Origin of the sequence: Centipeda artemidis DSM 19719, from assembly GCF_000426665.1 — a bacterium.
Lineage (GTDB): Bacteria > Bacillota > Negativicutes > Selenomonadales > Selenomonadaceae > Centipeda > Centipeda artemidis.
This window is the reverse complement of record NZ_AUFU01000001.1, coordinates 168,604-187,701: the sequence shown is the minus strand read 5'-3', so window position 1 is coordinate 187,701 and position 19,098 is coordinate 168,604. Positions and strand designations below refer to the sequence as shown.

The 19,098-nt window shown below is 57.4% G+C and carries 22 protein-coding genes and 5 tRNA genes; 25 read left to right on the top strand and 2 right to left on the bottom strand.

Features of this window, described 5'->3' with window-relative positions:
- Positions 1-8: 8 nt before the first annotated feature.
- Genes serS through K341_RS0100925 form a run of 7 tightly spaced genes read left to right on the top strand, consistent with a single transcriptional unit; the run spans position 9 to position 5,966 of the window.
- Positions 9-1,280, top strand: coding sequence for a serine--tRNA ligase (gene serS / locus K341_RS0100955; RefSeq protein WP_026761550.1), 1,272 nt, complete (start codon positions 9-11; stop codon positions 1,278-1,280).
- Positions 1,277-1,831 (top strand): UbiX family flavin prenyltransferase, encoded by a 555-nt coding sequence (locus K341_RS0100950; RefSeq protein WP_009349875.1) that lies wholly within the window; start codon positions 1,277-1,279, stop codon positions 1,829-1,831. Before serS ends, K341_RS0100950 begins: the two co-directional genes overlap by 4 nt.
- Positions 1,832-1,836: 5 nt before the next feature.
- Positions 1,837-2,463: an acyloxyacyl hydrolase gene (locus K341_RS0100945; RefSeq protein ID WP_009658991.1), complete on the top strand. Its 627-nt coding sequence runs from the start codon at positions 1,837-1,839 to the stop codon at positions 2,461-2,463.
- Between the two features lie 12 nt (positions 2,464-2,475).
- Entirely contained in the window at positions 2,476-3,147 is a 672-nt protein-coding gene (gene rnhA / locus K341_RS0100940; RefSeq protein ID WP_026761549.1) for a ribonuclease HI, read from the top strand.
- Positions 3,148-3,159: 12 nt separating this feature from the next.
- The gene (locus K341_RS0100935; RefSeq protein WP_009349878.1) at positions 3,160-3,927 is read left to right on the top strand and encodes an MlaE family ABC transporter permease; all 768 of its coding nucleotides are present in this window, start codon (positions 3,160-3,162) and stop codon (positions 3,925-3,927) included.
- A gap of 15 nt (positions 3,928-3,942) precedes the next feature.
- Positions 3,943-4,689, top strand: coding sequence for an ABC transporter ATP-binding protein (locus K341_RS0100930; RefSeq protein WP_009439258.1), 747 nt, complete (start codon positions 3,943-3,945; stop codon positions 4,687-4,689).
- Entirely contained in the window at positions 4,686-5,966 is a 1,281-nt protein-coding gene (locus K341_RS0100925) for an MlaD family protein (RefSeq protein WP_026761548.1), read from the top strand. The genes K341_RS0100930 and K341_RS0100925 overlap by 4 nt, the downstream gene beginning before the upstream one ends.
- A 652-nt stretch (positions 5,967-6,618) precedes the next feature.
- On the opposite strand, the gene K341_RS0100920 is transcribed toward K341_RS0100925, so the two are convergent.
- Positions 6,619-6,819: a hypothetical protein gene (locus tag K341_RS0100920; protein WP_026761547.1), complete on the bottom strand. Its 201-nt coding sequence runs from the start codon at positions 6,817-6,819 to the stop codon at positions 6,619-6,621.
- A gap of 62 nt (positions 6,820-6,881) precedes the next feature.
- A complete protein-coding gene (locus tag K341_RS0100915) occupies positions 6,882-7,730 on the bottom strand; it encodes a polysaccharide deacetylase family protein (RefSeq protein ID WP_026761546.1) in 849 nt (282 codons plus the stop codon).
- 166 nt (positions 7,731-7,896) lie between these two features.
- Between K341_RS0100915 and K341_RS0100910 the strand changes: the two genes are divergently transcribed.
- From K341_RS0100910 to dnaK, 18 genes are all read left to right on the top strand, one after another.
- The gene (locus K341_RS0100910) at positions 7,897-8,769 is read left to right on the top strand and encodes a methionyl aminopeptidase (protein WP_009439276.1); all 873 of its coding nucleotides are present in this window, start codon (positions 7,897-7,899) and stop codon (positions 8,767-8,769) included.
- The gene (locus K341_RS0100905; RefSeq protein WP_026761545.1) at positions 8,766-10,037 is read left to right on the top strand and encodes a DEAD/DEAH box helicase; all 1,272 of its coding nucleotides are present in this window, start codon (positions 8,766-8,768) and stop codon (positions 10,035-10,037) included. Before K341_RS0100910 ends, K341_RS0100905 begins: the two co-directional genes overlap by 4 nt.
- Positions 10,038-10,138: 101 nt before the next feature.
- Positions 10,139-11,401: a diphosphate--fructose-6-phosphate 1-phosphotransferase gene (pfp, locus tag K341_RS0100900; RefSeq protein WP_026761544.1), complete on the top strand. Its 1,263-nt coding sequence runs from the start codon at positions 10,139-10,141 to the stop codon at positions 11,399-11,401.
- A 145-nt stretch (positions 11,402-11,546) separates the two neighbouring features.
- Positions 11,547-11,622, top strand: a tRNA-Met gene (locus tag K341_RS0100895).
- 18 nt (positions 11,623-11,640) lie between these two features.
- Positions 11,641-11,726 (top strand) — tRNA-Tyr (locus K341_RS0100890).
- A gap of 9 nt (positions 11,727-11,735) precedes the next feature.
- A tRNA-Met gene (locus tag K341_RS0100885) sits at positions 11,736-11,811 on the top strand.
- 9 nt (positions 11,812-11,820) lie between these two features.
- A tRNA-Thr gene (locus tag K341_RS0100880) sits at positions 11,821-11,896 on the top strand.
- Between the two features lie 7 nt (positions 11,897-11,903).
- Positions 11,904-11,980, top strand: a tRNA-Met gene (locus K341_RS0100875).
- A 133-nt stretch (positions 11,981-12,113) separates the two neighbouring features.
- Entirely contained in the window at positions 12,114-12,263 is a 150-nt protein-coding gene (gene rpmG / locus K341_RS0100870; RefSeq protein WP_009349888.1) for a 50S ribosomal protein L33, read from the top strand.
- A 14-nt stretch (positions 12,264-12,277) separates the two neighbouring features.
- Positions 12,278-12,463 carry a preprotein translocase subunit SecE gene (gene secE, locus K341_RS0100865; protein ID WP_009349889.1) on the top strand — a complete coding sequence of 62 codons (186 nt, stop codon included), beginning with the start codon at positions 12,278-12,280 and terminating at the stop codon, positions 12,461-12,463.
- 14 nt (positions 12,464-12,477) lie between these two features.
- On the top strand, positions 12,478-13,029 hold the full coding sequence (gene nusG / locus K341_RS0100860) for a transcription termination/antitermination protein NusG (protein ID WP_009349890.1): 552 nt from the start codon (positions 12,478-12,480) through the stop codon (positions 13,027-13,029).
- A 37-nt stretch (positions 13,030-13,066) separates the two neighbouring features.
- Positions 13,067-13,492, top strand: coding sequence for a 50S ribosomal protein L11 (rplK, locus tag K341_RS0100855; RefSeq protein WP_006693626.1), 426 nt, complete (start codon positions 13,067-13,069; stop codon positions 13,490-13,492).
- Between the two features lie 56 nt (positions 13,493-13,548).
- Positions 13,549-14,232 (top strand): 50S ribosomal protein L1, encoded by a 684-nt coding sequence (gene rplA, locus K341_RS0100850; protein WP_009349891.1) that lies wholly within the window; start codon positions 13,549-13,551, stop codon positions 14,230-14,232.
- Between the two features lie 159 nt (positions 14,233-14,391).
- Complete coding sequence (gene rplJ / locus K341_RS0100845; protein WP_009349892.1) at positions 14,392-14,928, top strand: 50S ribosomal protein L10; 537 nt, start codon at positions 14,392-14,394, stop codon at positions 14,926-14,928.
- Between the two features lie 45 nt (positions 14,929-14,973).
- A complete protein-coding gene (gene rplL, locus K341_RS0100840; RefSeq protein WP_026761543.1) occupies positions 14,974-15,348 on the top strand; it encodes a 50S ribosomal protein L7/L12 in 375 nt (124 codons plus the stop codon).
- Positions 15,349-15,561: 213 nt separating this feature from the next.
- Positions 15,562-16,596 (top strand): heat-inducible transcriptional repressor HrcA, encoded by a 1,035-nt coding sequence (gene hrcA / locus K341_RS0100835; protein WP_026761542.1) that lies wholly within the window; start codon positions 15,562-15,564, stop codon positions 16,594-16,596.
- 14 nt (positions 16,597-16,610) lie between these two features.
- A complete protein-coding gene (gene grpE / locus K341_RS0100830; protein WP_374046447.1) occupies positions 16,611-17,189 on the top strand; it encodes a nucleotide exchange factor GrpE in 579 nt (192 codons plus the stop codon).
- Between the two features lie 45 nt (positions 17,190-17,234).
- A complete protein-coding gene (dnaK, locus tag K341_RS12505; RefSeq protein WP_009349897.1) occupies positions 17,235-19,097 on the top strand; it encodes a molecular chaperone DnaK in 1,863 nt (620 codons plus the stop codon).
- The last annotated feature ends 1 nt before the right edge of the window (position 19,098 follow it).

The following is a 19,098-nucleotide window of genomic DNA, read 5'->3' as shown; positions in this document are numbered from 1 at the left end:
TGATATTGATGCTGGATATGAAGTTTGTCCGAGAGAACCTAGACGCCGTGCGCGAGATGCTGAAGAACCGCTGCAACGGTCTCGACCTCAGCCCTTTTACCGCGCTTGACGAGGAGCGCCGCCGCATTTTGCAGGACGTGGAGGAAAAGAAGGCGCGCCGCAACGCCGTGTCGAAGGAGATCGGCGTCCGCAAGAAAGCGGGCGAGGCGGCGGAGGACATCGTCGCGGAGATGCGGACGCTCGGCGATGAGATCGCGGCGCTCGATGAGGATCTGCGCGATGTCGAGCTGAAACTGCGCGACCTGCTCCTTCAAATTCCGAACATGCCCAAGGCGGATGTGCCCGTCGGCAAAGACGAGACGGAGAATCCCGAGGTGCGCCGCACGGGGACGCCGCGCGTTTTTGATTTTGAGCCAAAGGCGCATTGGGATATCGGCGAGCGGCTCGGCATTCTCGACGCGGAGCGCGCGGCAAAGGTCACGGGCGCGCGCTTTACGTTCTATAAGGGACTTGGCGCGCGACTTGAACGCGCCTGCATCAATTTCATGATGGATCTGCACGCGGAAAAGCACGGCTACACCGAGATGCTCGCACCTTACATCGTGAACGAGAGCAGCATGGTCGGCACGGGACAGCTCCCAAAGTTCGCCGAGGACATGTTCAAGCTTGAGGGGCTGGACTACTACCTCGTGCCGACAGCGGAGGTGCCGACGACGAACTACCACCGCGACGAGATTCTAGACGCGGCGCAGCTGCCGGAGTACTATACCTCCTACACCGCGTGCTTCCGTGCCGAGGCGGGCAGCGCGGGACGCGACACGCGCGGACTGATTCGTCAGCATCAGTTCAACAAAGTCGAGCTGATCAAATTCGTCACGCCCGAGACGAGCTGGGACGAACTTGAGAGTATGGTCGAGGCGGCGGAGGACGTCCTGCGGACGCTCGAACTGCCGTACCGCGTGATACAGCTCTGCACGGGCGACATGAGCTTTACCTCCGCCAAGACCTACGACCTCGAGGTGTGGATGCCCGCGCAGAATAAATACCGTGAAATCTCGTCGTGCTCGAACTGCACGGACTATCAGGCGCGCCGCGCGAATATCAAATACCGTCCCGCGCGCGGGGCGAAGCCCGCGTTCCTCCACACGCTGAACGGTTCGGGCGTCGCGGTCGGGCGCACGGTCGCCGCAATCCTCGAGAACAATCAGCAGGAGGACGGCTCGGTCGTCGTGCCGCAGGCGCTCGTGCCCTACATGGGCGGCGTGACCGTGATTCGATGAAAAAAATCATTGTCGGCATCACGGGCGCGAGCGGCAGCATCTATGCCGTGCGGCTCATGGAGGTACTGTGCCGCCGCGGCATCGAGATTCACGCCGTCGTCACTACGAGCGGGGAAAAGGTGCTCGATTATGAATGCGGCATCACGCGCGAGGAGCTTTCCCGCCGCGTGACGAAGCTCTACGCGAACGACGATGTGGGCGCGGCGATCGCGAGCGGCTCGTTCCGTATGGACGCGATGGTCATCCTGCCGTGCTCCATGCGCGCGGCGGGCGCACTCGCCCACGGCGTCACGGACGATCTCCTGACGCGCGCCGCTGACGTTACTCTTAAGGAGGGGCGCAGACTCCTGCTCGTGCCGCGGGAAACCCCGATGCACGAGATCCACCTCGAGAACCTGCTCCGCCTTGCGCGCGCGGGCGCGGTCGTCATGCCTGCCGCTCCCGGCTTTTACCACCGCCCGGAGACGGTGGATGATCTCGTGAATATGATGGTTGGAAAGATATGCGACCGCCTCGGTCTTGAGGAAGAACTTTTTTTGCGTTGGAGGTGATTGTGATGACTTTGTGTAAGTCAAAGACAGCTGTTTTGGCGGGGCTTGTGCTCTTTGCACTGCCGCAGATCGCGGCGGCAGATGCGCGCCCCGTGGACGATATGCGGGAGATGCATATGGGGGATGCGTCCGCGCGCACGGAGAAGCGCAGCGCGGAGATTCAGATGGATTACCTGCATGGGCACGGTGAACGCCGTTATATCGATCTCTACAATGTGCAGGTCTATCGGCAATATAAGGAGATGCACGCAATGTCTCTCCATTGGGGGGTGACCGTATCGCGTGCCGTCGGTTCGTGGGCAGAGAAAGACCGTCCGGACGTGCGGCTCGATTCGTCTGCCGTCGGCGTGGGCCCCTCGTATATGGTACGCTGGACGAAGCCCATGGGAAAAAAGTGGGAAGCGTCCCTTGACGTGACGGGCGCCCTGCTCGTTTATAACCGCGTCCACCCTGCACATACGCGCAACTATGACTTCCTATGGCGCATCGGTCCTCGTCTTACCTATAAGTTCAACGACCGCAGCGCATTGAGTGTCGCCTATCTTGGGCATCATGTCTCGAACGGACAGCGCACGAAAAATCCGGGGTACAACGGTGCCGGTCTCTCTATCGGTTATCGCTGGTCGTACTAGAGGACGGTATTTGTGGCAAAGAAATTCTACGCCGTGAAACGCGGGCACAAAACGGGGCTGTTCACCATATGGGCGGACTGTGCCGCGGCGGTGCAGGGCTTTCGGGGCGCGGTTTATAAAGGCTTTATGACCGAGTCCGAGGCGCGTGACTGGCTTGCGGGGACGGGAGTGAGCGGTGGTACTCAGCCCCCCGCACACACTGCATCGTCCGCTGAGGATGAAGCGCCTGCCGACGCGGACTACATCATTCACACGGACGGCTCGTGCCTGCGGAACCCGGGCGGTGCCGGCGGATGGGCGGCGGTCATCGAGACTGCCGCGACGGGGGCGGTCGAGGAGAAGAGCGGCGGCGATCCCGAAACCACGAACAACCGCATGGAGCTGACCGCCGCGCTGAAGGCGGTATCCGCTGTCCCTGCGGGATCGCGTATCGTGCTCTATACGGACAGTCAGTATCTGAAGAATGCGTTTACCAAATTTTGGCTGCCCGCATGGAAAAAGCACGGCTGGAAGAAAGCGGACGGCGCGCCCGTTCTCAATCAAGATCTGTGGATGCAGCTCGACGCGGCGTTTGCCGCGCGGCACGTCCGGTTCCGGTGGGTCAAGGGACATGCGGGCAATCCGCGGAACGAACGCTGTGACGAGCTCGCACGCACAGAGGCGATGCGGGCGGCAAAGGGGTAAGGAGGTGCGGCGGTGCAGAGAATCCTAGAGGCGGTCGGGGCATTTGTCCTCACGCATCTCGCCAATATCGGGCGCGTCACGCTCCTCTACGGAGAGACCATGCGGCAGGTCACGCGGCGGCTGCGCGTGCGGAGCATCGTCTATCAGATGTCGCATCTCGGTGCGGACTCCCTGCTCATCGTCGGACTGACACTTCTCTTTACAGGCGTTGTGCTGACGCTCCAGACGGCGCACGAATTCATCCGCTACGGCGCGCAGAGCACGATCGGCGCGGTCATTGCTATCAGCATCGGGCGTGAGCTCGGCCCCGTCCTCGTCGGCGTCGTCTGCGCGGGGCGCGTGGGCGCGGCGATTACCGCGGAGGTCTCCACGATGAAGGTCACGGAGCAGATCGACGCACTGCGCGTCATGGCGGTCAGTCCCGTCAACTACCTCATCGTGCCCCGGATGCTCGCGTGTATGTGCGTCGTTCCCATCTTGACCGTATTCGGCGACGTCATCGGCGTGTTCGGCGGCTATCTCACCGCCGTGCATTACTCCGGCATCTCCGCCTACACGTTCACACACTCGATTACACAGTTTGCAACCATCTATGACTTAACGGGCGGACTGATTAAGGCGATCTTCTTCGGCAACGTCATCGCTGTCCTCGGCTGTCATTATGGGCTTGCGGCGCCGAACGGTGCGGAGGGCGTCGGGAAAGCGACCATGCAGACCGTCGTCACCTCCATCATCGTGATTTTCATCCTGAACGCCGTCCTGACGTTCTTCCTCTTCTGACGGACGGGAGGGCATATGATAAAACTGCACGGCGTCTCCAAACGCTTTGCCGAAAAAGAAGCGCTGAAGGACATCAGCCTGACCATAGAAAAAGGCGAAACCGTCGCCATCATCGGCGGCTCCGGATCGGGGAAATCCACCCTCCTGCGCCTCATGATCGGGCTTGACCGCCCCACCGCGGGCGAAATCTGCGTCGGCACGGACAACATCGCCGCGATGGACGAGACCGCCCTCGACCGCGTACGTCTGAGGATGGGCATGGTGTTCCAGTACTCTGCGCTCTTTGACTCTATGAGCGTCGGCGAGAACGTCGCGTTCGGACTGCGCGAGCACACGGATAAAACTGAGGATGAGATTCGCCGCATCGTCGCCGAAAAACTCGAGCTCGTCGGACTGCCGGGCGTCGAGCACCTCATGCCTCAGGAACTCTCGGGCGGCATGAAAAAGCGCGTCGGGCTCGCACGCGCGATTGCGACCGATCCCGAGATCATCTTTTACGACGAACCGAGTTCGGGTCTTGACCCCATCATGACGGCAAAGATCGACGAACTCATCATCGATATGCAGAAAAAGCTCGACGTGACCTCCGTCGTCGTCACCCATGATATGGCGAGCGCCAGCCGCATTGCCGACCGCATCGCCATGATTTACGACGGCACACTTATTGCGGTGGACACGCCGGAGCGGTTTCAGGAAATTGATGATGCGCGTGTACAGGCGTTTTTCCGTACGCTGCATCACAGAAAGGAGAGCGGAGCATGAGCGCAGAGGCAAAAGTCGGCGCATTTACACTCGTCGGCGCAGCACTTCTCGTCGCCGTCGTCATATTCTTTGGCGGGCTGCGGCTTGGCGGGGGACATGAGTACACACTCTACGTCGGCTTTGGGCGCGCGGTCGGGCTGAACCCCGAGGCGCAGGTGCTCCTCTCCGGCGTGCCCGTTGGACATGTCGAGAAGGTGGGCAGCGACGGCACAGGTGTTACCGTCGCTATCAGCGTCTCGGACGACGTGAAGATCCCGCGCGGATCGTCTGTGACCATCGCACAGCCCGGCATCATGGGGGATAAGTTCGTCATCATCACACCGTCTGCAAATACGGATTACTATGCCGCGGGGGACTATCTCTACGGCGCGGATGAGATGGGCATGGACTCCATGTTCACCGAGCTGAATAAGATGATCATCCAGGTCGAGGACATGCTCACGGGCATCAACAACATCGTCGGTGCGCCCGGCTTCCAGACTTCCATAGTGCAGCTCGTCGTCAATATGGAGCACATGACGGCGCATCTTGACGGGCTCACTGCGACGCTCGAGCAGATGGCGGCGGAGAACCGCGGGAACCTCAGCGGCACAATCGCGAATATGAACGCCATGAGCGCCAACCTTGCGCAGAGCACGGCGAGCGTTGAACGCATCATGACCAATCTCGAGACCGTCGGAGCAGATCCCGCGACCGCAGAAAATCTGCGCCGCACCCTCGCCAATATCACTGAGGCATCAGGACGCATCGCGCGCATTGCCGAGGGGATCGAGTCTGTGACCGGAGATGTGAAGACGCAGGAGGACGCGCGCGCCCTCATCCACAACGCACGTACGATGACCGACAAGGCAAACGGGCTGATGGGACGACTCGGGAGCATAAAGGTCATGCCGAAGGTCGACGCCATGTACAGCGGAAAGGCGGACGACTGGCGGACGAACTTCAATCTCGACGTGGGCGAAGCGAAGGGCATGTACGCCTCGTTTGGGGTTGATGACATCGGCGGCGGTGATAAATTTAACGCACAGGTAGGCCTGCGCGGATCGGCACTCGGTGCACGCGCGGGCGTTGTCGCGGGTGCGGCAGGGATCGGCGTCGATGCCTTCGCAGGGGATAAATTCAAATTCTCTGCCGACGCCTATGACCCGAATGATTTCACTGTTCGTCTGCGCGCCCAGTACCAAGTCAAGGGCGGAACATATCTCTTCGGCGAGTGGAACGATGTGAACGACAGTAAACGACGAGCCTTCTATACGGGCATTCGCCAAGAATTCTAGACGTGACGCGCGATTTTGGCACATAGCTGTGTCACTGCGAAAAATCCTGCGCTCGACGTAGCTCTTAACTACGCCTTCGCTTGGATTTTTCTAGTTCCTTGCTCTGCCTCCAAACTTGCGCGTCACTCAGGTTACGGTGTGACGGGGCGTGACGCGCGATTTTGGCGCATAGCTCTGTGTCACTGCGAAAAATCCTGCGCTCGACGTAGCTCTTAACTACGCCTTCGCGTGGATTTTTCTAGTTCCTTGCTCTGCCTCCAAACTTGCGCGTCACTTAGTCTACGGTAATAGGGCACGGGATTTTCGGGTCTCGCTGTATCGTTGTGATACAGTGGTACAATAGGTTAGCATTTGCATCAAATAAATAAGGACATTGCACGAAGCCGGCTATGGCGGTGCAATGTCCTATTTATGTGTTCGGCTGTATTTTTCTTGATTTTGTCCGGATCACTGAGCTGTGGAGATGGTCTCTGAGGTTGCCGCTGCGAGATGGATAATGTCCTGCGTCATCGTGTTTGCGGCGTTGGGCAGCCAGTTCCTTGACCATTGCCTTTCAGAGCCGTTTTTGCTTGGACAGCCTTGGAATCAAAAAGGGACTGCCGTACGGTGCACAAGGGATTCGTGCGGCAGTCTCCGAAGTGATCATAGTGTTTCAATGGGTATGATGGCTGTCCTTGAGGATGCCGACGAGCGCTCTTTGTACAATATCGAGCACGTCTTGCAGGAGTGCGTTATACATCTCGCCGCCGTCGACGACGCCGCGCCCGTTCTCTGTGAGGAAGAATTTTTTGGGATGCTCCGACACTTCGTATGCTTCGTCGAATTTTGCCTTGACCAGTGCTTCAAAATCCATGAAAAGCCCTCCTTAAGATACAATAACAGATATCATTATTATACATGCTTTGCGGGGAAAATTCAAGGAATGGGCAGAAGCATGGCAAGCTCCGTAAATCCCTTTGCACGCAGCCATAGTCGGAAATCCTCGAACGGTGCGATGAGCGGAGCATATTTGAGCCGCATCTTGAAGCGCTCCATTGTGTGCATGTTGGCGCCGAAGATGGGGATCCGATCCATTTGATACGCGCCCTTGGCAGGTGTGCTCAGACCGTAATGGACGGTGAAGCCGCCGCGGTACCCCGCCGCCCGCGTGATGGACTCGATCTGCTCGTTGACCGCGCCGCCTGGGTAGGCGATGTAGCGGACGTCATAGCCGAGTTTTTCCGAGAGCAGCCTCTGCGAGTCGGCAATTTCATGCCGGAGATCTGCTTCGGCGGTGAGTTTGGAGAGATTCGCGTGGGTCATCGTATGGCTCTCGAAGCGCATGAGACCGGATGCTTTCATTTCCGCGATCTCATTCCATGTCAGGTAACCGGGATACGCATCCGTAAGGTCATAGATGAGGAAGATGGTCGCCTTGAATCCATATTTTTGCAGGATGGGATAGGCGTACTCGTAGTTGTCCTCATATCCGTCGTCGAACGTTATAACGACGGGTTTTTCCGGCAGGGCGGCACCGTTTTCGCAGGCGTCCATCAGCTCGTCAATCGTGACCGTCGTATATCCTTCTTCTTTGAGATACGCCATCTGTGCCTCGAATTGCTCCGGGTGGAGTGTGAGCGGGTTGCCGTCCTTCACCTCCACTTGATGATAGTTGAGGACGGGAACAGCACGGGGAGCCGACCACATAAGAATGAGTGCAGCGGCAAAGAGCAGCCCGCAGAGGATCAGGGCGGCGCATAGGATTTTTTTCGATGAAAATTGCAATTCGATTGCCTTCTTTATAAAAATTTCACAATAAGTTTAGCTTATACCTTACTTCATGTCAAGGCTTTGCGGGCGGAGTAACAGTGTGCAGTGAAAAAACTTTGATAAAAATGATGTTTCGGGCTATAATGAAAGTGAATCTATATGAAAAGTAAGGGGCGAAGCAATGAATCGAAACGATCCGTGCTGGTGCGGCAGCGGAAAAAAATACAAGAAATGTCATGCAGATTTTGACGAGCGGATTGCATCCATACATTATGATGTTGTCAAAGGACAGGTGCGTCCGCCGCGCAGGATTATCAACAACGAGGCGGATATTGAGGGGGTACGCCGCGCTGCGCTTGTGAATGACGGCGTACTCGATCTCATGGAGCAGCTGATTGAACCGGGGGTGGACACGGAGACGCTGGATCATGCGGCGTATGAATATATCACAGAGCGCGCCGGAATCCCTGCCTGCCTCGGATTCGAGGGCTTCCCGAAAAGTATCTGCACGTCGATCAATGACGTCGTCTGCCATGGGATCCCGTCAAAGAAGGACGTCCTCAAAGAGGGAGATATCGTTAATGTTGATACGACAACCATTGTTGGCGGCTATTACGCGGATGCATCACGCATGTATATGGTGGGAAAAGTTCCTCTCGCCGCGGAGCGGCTCGTACGCGTGACAAAGGAGATCATGGAGCGCGGCATTGCGGCGGCGCGTCCCTGGCATTTCCTCGGTGATGTCAACGCCGCGTGCGGTGACTGGGCACATGCGAATGGTTACTCTGTCGTGACGGCACTCGGCGGGCACGGCGTCGGCAAGGAGTTTCATATGGATCCGTTCGTTTCGCATGTGGGAGAACCGGGGACGGGGATGCTCATGGTGCCTGGCATGATCTTTACCATCGAGCCGATGATCAATGCGGGCGGTTATGACGTCACCGTCGACGCGGATGACGGCTGGACGGTGCGGACGAAGGATCATTCGCTTTCTGCACAGTGGGAGAATACGATCCTCATCACAGAGACCGGCGCAGAGGTGCTTTCATCATGATGCCGTTTGCAGAGATCGGAGTTTCGGAGGCGCTGTGCACCCTGCTCAAAAAACAGGGCATCAGCGTCCCGACGCCCGTACAGGAGCATGCCGTACCGCCTATGCGTGCAGGGCGTGACGTCATTGCGCAGGCACAGACAGGTACAGGAAAGACGCTCGCCTTTCTTCTGCCTGTATTGGAAAAAATCAAACCTCAGGGGGCGGTGGTGCAGGCGCTCGTCGTCGCTCCCACCCGCGAGCTGGCAATACAGATCGCGCGTGTCGCGGAGCCGCTTGCCGCCCTACTCGGCATCGGCACGGTGCTCGTCTACGGCGGCGCGGACATCGAGCGGCAGAAGGAGAAACTTCGCAGGCATCCGCAGCTCGTCATCGGAACGCCCGGACGACTGCTCGACCATGTGCGGCGCGGGACGCTCTCCCTTGGCAGCGTGAACAAGGTTGTTCTCGACGAAGCCGACGAGATGTTGAAGCTCGGCTTCATCGAGGATGTCGAGACCCTCCTCGGGCACACGGCGCAGGACTATCAACTTGCGCTGTTCTCGGCGACCATGCCCGAGCGTATCGTACAGCTCACAAAGCGGTTCATGCACAACCCCGCGCGCATCAAAATTGAGGGCGAGCACACGACACTCGAGAACATCGAGCAGATCGCCCTTTCCGTGAATGAAGGGGAAAAACTGGATCGCCTCTGCGCCTCCATCAACGAGGAAGCGCCCTACCTCGCCATGGTATTCTGCGCGACGAAGGAGCGCACACACGCGCTCATGATGGCGCTCGCGGGACGCGGCTATCTCGTGGACGCGCTCAGCGGCGACCTCACGCAGACGCAGCGTGCCTTTGTCCTGCGGCAGTTTCGCACGGCAAAGCTGCAGATCCTCTGCGCCACAGACATCGCAGCGCGCGGACTCGACATCGAAGGTGTGACGCACGTCTATAACTACGACCTGCCGCCGACGGTCACGGACTACATCCACCGCATCGGGCGGACGGGGCGCGCGGGCGCACGGGGGCGCGCCATCACGCTCGTCACCGCACGCCAGCACGAAAAGCTTCGCAAGATCGAATCGGCACTCAAAGAGCGGCTTGCGCGCGCGGCGGTAAAGAAAAAGCCGCGTCCCGCTCCGCAGAAAGCGCAGCCGGACAAAGAGGGGCGGCGCGGTGTGCAGAGCCGTCCGCCGCGCGGCGGGAAGCCCCCGCGCAAAAAGGCAAAGAAAGCACGCGGCAAGACGATTACGAATCTCGGGCACCGCAGCCGCAAGCGGCGCTGAAGAATACTTTTTGAAACTTTACGAAAATTACTTAGAAGGAAAACATTTCACGCTGTCGAATCTATTTAGGGTAAAGACAATTCCAAAGAGGAGGGAATCTCATGATTGGTATCAAGAATGTGATTGCGATTATCTGCGGCGGCGGTCCTGCGCCCGGCATCAACAGCGTGATTTCGGCGGTGGTTGTTGAGGCGACGCGCCACGGCTGGGATGTCCTCGGCATGTACGACGGATTTTCCCGGCTCGCGCGCGGGGAGAAGAACTACATCCGTCTCGACCCGCCGAGCATCAGCCGCATTCACCTCACGGGCGGATGTATCCTCAAGATGTCGCGGTTCAACCCGACGAAGAAGGAATCCGACCTGCGCACCGTTGTAGAGACCCTCACGGAACTGGGCGTGACCCATGTCGTCACCATCGGGGGCGATGATACCGCATTCAGCTCGATGGCAGTCTCGGAGTACGCGCGCAAGATGGGGCGCACCATCAACGTTGTGCATGTGCCCAAGACCATCGACAACGATCTCCCGCTCCCCGAGGGCGTGCCGACATTCGGGTTTGAGACCGCACGTGCATTCGGAACGATGGAGATCGAGAACCTCATGGAGGACGCGAGCACAACGAATAACCGCTGGTACTTCACCATCGCGATGGGGCGTACAGCAGGGCATCTTGCGCTTGGCATGGGGCGCAGCGCGGGCGCTGCAATCACCGTGATCCCTGAGGAGTTCGCACAGGATAAGATCCCGCTCCAACAGATCGTAGACATCATCACCGGTTCGATCGTGAAGCGCTATCTCACGGGGCGCAACTACGGCGTCGCCGTCATTGCCGAGGGGGTCATCGAAAAGATCGCCGAGGAGGACTTTGCCAAACTCGGCAGCGTTGTCACGGACGAGCACGGACACATCCGCTACAGTGAGCTGGACTTCGGCGAAATCCTCAAACAGGCGGTACTCGCCGAGACAAAGAAGCTCGGCATCACACTCTCTATTATTGATAAAGAAATTGGCTACGAGCTGCGCTGCACGGCACCGATCGCATATGACATCGACTACTGCCGCTCACTTGGCTACTCTGCCGTGCAGTTCCTCAGAGCAGGCGACTCCGGCGCGATCATCACCATTCAGGACAATCAGGCGGTGCCGATGCGCTTTGACGAGATTCGCGACCCTGAGACAGGAAAGACGAAGGTGCGCAAGGTCAACATCGACTCCGTTCATTACCAAATTGCGCGCGGCTTTATGATGCGTCTTGAAAAAGGCGATCTTGACGATCCGGGGCTCGCCAACGCTTACCGCCTCACCCCCGAGGAATTCAAGGAGCGATACGGGTACCTCTTTGAGGACGAGCGCGAAGTATAAAGACCAAATGGGCTGTATAGAAGGACTGCCGTATGATTTTTGCGGCAGTCCAATTTTTTTGTTTTTAGGTATTGACGAATCAATACTGTTGTCGTATAATATCGTCTTGTTAGCGCAGTGCGCGAATCTGCGCCATGCAGATCATCGCGGGGTAGAGCAGTTGGTAGCTTGTCGGGCTCATAACCCGAAGGTCGCAGGTTCGAGTCCTGTCCCCGCAACCAAAAATGCATAGCAGTCATGGGTAGGTGGCCGAGTGGTTAAAGGCAACAGACTGTAAATCTGTCATCTTCGGATTACGATGGTTCGAATCCATCCCTGCCCACCACTTTTTTATCGCGGGGTGGAGCAGTCGGTAGCTCGTCGGGCTCATAACCCGAAGGTCACAGGTTCAAGTCCTGTCCCCGCAACCAAGTTTGTTCGCTGGTGTAGCTCAGTCGGCAGAGCGTATCCTTGGTAAGGATAAGGTCACCAGTTCAATCCTGGTCATCAGCTCCATAATAACGGCGGCATAGCTCAGTTGGCTAGAGCATGCGGTTCATACCCGCAGTGTCCGGAGTTCAAATCTCTGTGCCGCCACCATTTTGAAACTCACCCCCGATACGGGGGTTCTTTTATGCATTTTTGTGAAAATGTTGCGGTTGACAGCATTTTCCAAGTATGATAAATTGATATGAGTTATTGCCCAAAGAACTAATGAGGAGAGTTGATATTCATGCGCAACAACATTACGCTTGAGTGCACCGAGTGCCATAGCCGCAACTATCGCACGAACAAGAACAAGAAGAATAATCCGGATCGTCTCGAGTTCAACAAGTACTGCAAGTTCTGCCGCAAGCACACGGCACACAAAGAGACGAAGTAAGCGCGCCTGATATCATGGGAAAAATAGTCAAATTCCTACGCGAAGTTGTCGCCGAGATGAAGAAGGTGTCGTGGTCCACAAAGCGCGAGCTTGCAACCTACACCGGCGTCGTCGGCATTGCGATTGTTATCGTCTGCGCACTGATTTGGATCTGTGACACGATTTTTGCCCGTGTATTTCAGGTCATTTTGCATTACTAGGCTGGGTGAGGGATATGGCGGATAAGGAAGAACTCTATCTGAGACAGGCAAACCCGCACCGGGCATGGTATGTCATTCACACCTATTCGGGCTATGAGAACAAGGTCAAGGCGAATCTCGAGCGGCTGATGCATTCGGCGAGCATGAGCGACATGCTCTTTAACGTCGTTGTCCCCGTAGAGGACGAGCTTGAGGTCAAGGACGGCAAGGAAAAAGTCGTCCCGCGCAAGGTATTTCCCGGATATGTGCTGGTCGATATGATCGTTGACGAGCATTCATGGTATGTCGTCCGCAATACGACAGGCGTCACGGGATTTGTCGGCTCCGAAAAGCACCCCATTCCGCTGACGGCGGAGGAGGCGGAGCGCATCCTGAGCGGTTCTGTGGGCGGTGCGCCAAAGCGCCGGGCAAAGGTCGCCGTCGGCGACAACGTACGCATCGTATCGGGGGCATTCGAGGACTACGCCGGCAAAGTGATATCGATCGATTCTGCCGGAGCACGTGTTCAGGTGGATATCGAAGGAACGCCGATTGACATTGAAATTGATCAGGTCGAGCTGATCTGAGACTAAAGAATACACACCGAAAGGAGGTGATGTGTCAATGGCAAAGAAGGTTGCGCGTGTCGTAAAGCTGCAGGTTCCTGCAGGCAAGGCGACGCCGGCTCCTCCGGTAGGACCTGCGCTCGGTCAGGCGGGCGTCAATATCATGGCGTTTGTCAAGGACTTTAACGAGCGTACGGCAAAGCAGGCAGGGCTGATCATTCCGGTTGAAATCACGGTCTTTGAGGATCGCTCCTTTACCTTTATCACGAAGACCCCGCCGGCAGCAGTTCTGCTGAAGAAGGCTGCGGGCATCGAAAAGGCATCGGGCGAGCCGAACAAGACGAAGGTCGCAAAGCTCCCGCGTGCAAAGGCGCGCGAGATCGCCGAGTCTAAGATGCCGGATCTGAACGCCGCGTCGATTGAGGCGGCAACATCCATGATCGAGGGCACCGCCCGCAGCATGGGAATCGAGATCGTCGACTAAGACGCTCTCTGTGGCAGGGCATTCTGCCCGCTGTGACCACGAAAGGAGAACACACAATGGCAAAATTTGGTAAGAAATACCAAGATGCCGCGAAGCTGATTGAGAGCGGCAAGCTCTACACTTCGCAGGAAGCGATGGAGCTCGTGAAGAAGACCGCCACGGCGAAATTCGACGAGACCATTGAACTGCATGTGCGCCTTGGCGTCGATCCGAAATACGCGGATCAGCAGGTGCGCGGCGCCCTTGTCCTGCCGAACGGCACGGGCAAGACACAGCGCGTTCTCGTCTTTGCCAAGGGCGAAAAGGTCGCCGAGGCGGAAGCCGCCGGTGCGGACTTCGTCGGATCGGACGAGATTGTGCAGAAAATTCAGGGCGGCTGGCTCGACTTTGACGTCGCCGTCGCAACGCCCGACATGATGGGCACGGTTGGTCGTCTCGGTAAGGTGCTTGGCCCTCGCGGCCTCATGCCGAACCCGAAGCTCGGCACCGTCACCATGGATCTCAAGAAAGCAGTTTCTGAGATCAAGGCAGGTCAGGTGGAGTACCGCACAGACAAAGCGGGTAACATCCATGTTCCCATCGGGAAGGCCTCTTTTGACGCGGAGAAGCTCCGCGAGAACTATCAGGCAGTCATCGAAACGCTCATCCGTGTGAAGCCCGCTGCGGCAAAGGGACAGTATATCCGCTCCATCACAGTTGTTGCGACGATGGGACCTGCCGTCCCCGTTGCGCTCAGCTAAACCTGAGCGGCGGAATTTCCCCGGGCTGTAGACAGCAGGTTTGCGAAAGCATCTAACGACGAAGTCGCCTGCCGAGGTCGGACGTGAATTAGAACATTCATCTCCGGCAGAGCAGCCGGAGATTTTTATATTCCGGAAACGAAAGGAGGGAAAAGTTTTATGGCAGATCATAAGAAAGAAGTTATCGTTGAAAAGCTGAAAGAGCAGCTAGGTTCCGCCAAGGGCGCCGTATTCACGACGTACAGCGGACTGACGGTCGCACAGGATACGGAGCTGCGCCGCGAGCTGCGCTCTGCGGGCGTGACCTATCACGTCGTGAAGAATACGATGCTGCGCCGTGCCGCCGATGCGCTTGGGCTCGAGGGGCTTGACCCGCATCTTGAGGGAACCACGGCGTTTGCATTCTCCGCGGAGGATGCCGTTGCTCCTGCAAAGGTTATTTGCGATTACATCAAGAAGAACAAGCTCGACGACAAAGGCGTTCTGTCCGTCAAGGTCGGTACCGTCGAGGGTAAGGTCATCGAGGCAAACGAGGTGCAGGCACTTGCCTCGCTCCCGTCGCGCGAAGAGCTCATCGCAAAGCTTATGGGCAGCATGAACGCGCCGATCTCGAACACGGTAAACGTCCTTCAGGGCGTCATTCGCAACGCCGTCTATGTGCTTGATGCAGTGCGTGCGCAGAAAGCGTCCGCATAAGGAAGAATATAACAGATTTCATACAAAATTTTGGAGGTATATCTCATGAATAAGGATCAGATTCTTGAAGCTATTGAGAACATGACTGTTCTCGAACTTTCCGAGCTCGTTAAGGCAATGGAAGAGAAGTTCGGTGTCAGCGCCGCCGCTCCGGTTGCCGTCGCAGCTGCCGGTGCTGCGCCCGCAGGCAGTGCCGCTGCTGAGGAGAAGACGGAGTTCACTGTCGTTCTCGCGTCCGCAGGCGATAAGAAGATCAACGTCATCAAGGCCGTCCGTGAGGCAACGGGTCTTGGACTGAAGGAAGCAAAAGAGCTTGTTGACGGCGCACCGAAGCCGGTCAAGGAGAACATCGCCAAGGCCGAGGCCGAGGAGCTCAAGGGCAAGCTCGAAGAGGCAGGCGCAACGGTCGAGCTAAAGTAATTTACTTCAAAACAAACTATATTAGAGCTGCTGCATGGAGACATCGTGCGGCAGCTCTTTTTTCGTGCGTCTAATAAATCCGCTAAAAAATATTTGACTTTTTGTCGTTTTACGCTTGACTTTTTGCTTTTTACGCTGTATATTCTTTATAGATTCGGTTAGCACTCAACAATATGGAGTGCTAACAACAACTAAAAGAGAGGAGAGGGGTTGATGGTGGACGAACTTGACGCACGCAAGAGCAAGATATTGTGGGCGATCGTAGACGACTATATTGCTTCAGCGGAACCGGTCGGATCTCGGACACTCGCACGTAAGTATGACCTTGGCATCAGCCCCGCGACCATCCGAAATGAGATGGCGGATCTGGAGATGCTTGGATTCTTGGAGCATCCGCATACATCCGCCGGACGCATCCCATCGTCAAAAGGCTATCGGTTCTATGTCGACGGCCTTCTGCCGGTCGCTCCCGTGACGGAGCCGGAGCGTGCGCGCATCCATGAATGGTACCGTGCCCGCGTGCGGCGCCTCGACGAGATGTTCCAAGAGACGGCGCGCCTCATCGCGGATGTGACGCACAATGTTTCACTCGTGCTTGCCCCACAGGCAGCACAGTCGGCATTCCGTCTGCTGCAGTTCCTGCCGATGGGCGGGAGCCATGTGATTGCCGTCCTCATGACGGATGCAGGATTTGTTGAGAATCGCGTCATTGAGATTCCGGAGGGGGCTTCTTTTGGAGACTTCCGCCGAATGGCGGACGCGGTTAACCGCATACTCGCGGGCAAGGCACTGCGGGATGTGACGCGTGAAGATCTGAGGTGCATTCGTGACGACATCGGTGATGAGGCAATATTTGCCGAGGCGATGCACGTCATGCATCGAGCCCTTGAAGGGCGTGACGGGGAGCGGCTGTATCTTGGCGGTACGTCGCAGCTTCTAGCACATCCGGAGTATCGGGATCTTGAGCGCGTGCGCGAGCTTTTGCTCGCCCTGGAGCGTGAGGATCTTGTAAAGGAGATCCTGCACACGCATACGGGGGAGGGGCTGACGGTGACGATTGGACGTGAGAATACGAGCAGTGCGTTTTGGGATACGAGCGTGATTACCGCTTCGTATCATGTGGACGGCAGACTGCTCGGCACAATTGCAGTGCTCGGCCCGACACGCATGGAATACGCAAAGGCAATGCGCATTCTAGACTATGTGAATACGAATTTAACAGAGATGATCCATCGTCTGAAGTGGTAGAAGAGGTGAACAGGTTGCAGGAAAAGGAAGCGCCGGTACAGGAGACGGCGGCGGAAGAGGTAGCGTCCACGGAGGAAGTAACCGAAGCGGACGACACGGTCGAGGCTGCGGAACCGGAGGTCCAGGCAGAAGACATTCCCCCTGAGGAGGGGTTCGCCGATGCGCTCGAAGCGCAGCTTAAAGAGAAAAATGACCGCATTCTGCGGCTTCAGGCAGATTTTGAAAATTTCCGCCGACGCACGGCAAAGGAGAAGGAAGAGCTGGCAGCGGTCATTACGCAGAACATGCTCGGGGATCTCCTGCCGCTTCTCGATAATTTCGAGCGAGCGATGGCGGTGGAGCAGACGGACGGCGAGGCGTTCCGCAAGGGTGTGGAGATGATCTTCACCCAGCTCAAAGAGGTGCTTAACAAGAACGGTCTGGAACATATCGAGGCGGAGGGGCAGCCCTTTGACCCGAATGTGCACCAGGCGGTTATGCGCGTCGAGAACCCGGACGTCTCGGACGGGACGGTTACGCAGGTGCTGCAAAAGGGCTACCGCGCAAAGGGACGCGTCATACGTCCCGCAATGGTGCAGGTCGCCGGCAGCTAATAAAAAAGAAATCACATCATCATATTTGATTTGGAGGAATATAAAATGGCTAAAGTAATTGGTATTGACCTTGGTACGACGAACTCTGTTGTCTCGGTGATGGAGGGCGGCGAACCGACCGTTATCACGAACCCGGAGGGCAGCCGCATCACCCCGTCGGTGGTCGGCTTTACGAAGGACGGTCAGCGTCTTGTCGGACGTCTGGCAAAGAATCAGGCGGTTTCGAACCCCGACCGCACGATATCGTCCATTAAGCGCCATATGGGCGATCCGAACTATCATGTTACGATCGACGGAAAGAGCTACACGCCGCCCGAGATCTCGGCGATGATTCTGCAAAAGCTTAAGAGTGATGCCGAAGCATATCTCGGTGAGACGGTGACGCAGGCGGTTATTACGGTGCCCGCGTATTTCAACGACAGTCAGCGTCAGGCGACGAAGGACGCGGGCAAGATCGCAGGTCTCGAAGTCCTGCGCATCATCAACGAACCCACCGCGGCGGCGCTCGCCTACGGTCTGGATAAGGATAAGGACGAGACTATTCTCGTCTTCGACCTTGGCGGCGGCACATTCGATGTCTCCATCCTCGAACTCAGCGAAGGCGTGTTCGAGGTCAAGGCAACAAACGGCGATACCCACCTCGGCGGCGACGATTTCGATAAGAAGATTATGGATTGGATGGTCGAGGAGTTCAAGAAAGTCAACGGCATTGATCTTTCGCAGGACAAGATGAGCGCACAGCGTCTCATCGAGGCGGCAGAGAAGGCAAAGATCGAACTCTCGAGTATGTCCCAGACGAATATCAACCTGCCGTTTATCACGGCGGATGCCACGGGACCAAAGCATCTCGACCTCACGCTCTCGCGTGCAAAATTTGAAGAACTCACGGCAGACCTCGTCGAGCGTACGATGGTGCCGACGCGCAAAGCGATGGAGGATGCAGGGCTCTCGGGCAGCGACATCGACAAGATTATTCTCGTCGGCGGGTCGTCCCGTATCCCCGCGGTACAGGAAGCAATCCGCAAGATCCTCGGCAAAGAGCCGTCGAAGGGCGTCAACCCGGACGAATGCGTCTCCATCGGCGCAGCGATTCAGGGCGGCGTGCTCGTCGGCGAGGTCAAGGACGTGCTCCTGCTCGACGTGACCCCGCTCTCGCTCGGCATTGAGACGCTCGGCGGCGTCTGCACGAAAATCATCGACCGCAACACAACCATCCCGACCTCGAAGAGTCAGGTGTTCTCGACGGCGGCGGACAATCAGCCGGGCGTTGAGATCCACGTGCTTCAGGGTGAGCGTGAGATGGCGGCGGGCAACAAGACGCTCGGACGCTTCCAGCTTACGGATATCCCGCCTGCACCGCGCGGCGTACCGCAGATCGAGGTCAAGTTCGACATTGACGCCAACGGAATTGTCAACGTTTCGGCAAAGGATCTCGGCACGGGTAAAGAGCAGAAGATTACCATCCAGTCCGACAGCGGCATGAGCAAAGAGGACATCGAGCGTATGGTCAAAGAGGCAGAAGCTCATGCTGCCGAGGACAAGGCACAGAAGGAAGCCGTTGATGTGCGCAACGCGGGCGACGCTCTCGTCTATCAGGCGGAGAAGGCGGTCAAGGATCTCGGCGAAAAAGCGGATCAGGCGCTCGTTGCAAAGGTCAATGCGGGCGTTGAAAAGCTGAAGGAAGCCCTCAAGGGCAGCGACCTCGACGCCATCAAGAAGGCGACCGAGGAAGTTCAGCAGCCGCTCTATGAGCTCTCCGCAGCCGCGTACCAGCAGGCACAGCAGGCGGCAGGCGCGCAGAGTGCGGCGCCGGGCAGCGATGCGGGCGCAGGTGCGCAGCAGAGCGCACCGCAGGATGATAACGTCGTCGATGCGGAGTTCACCGAGGTCAAAGACGACAAGAAGTAAG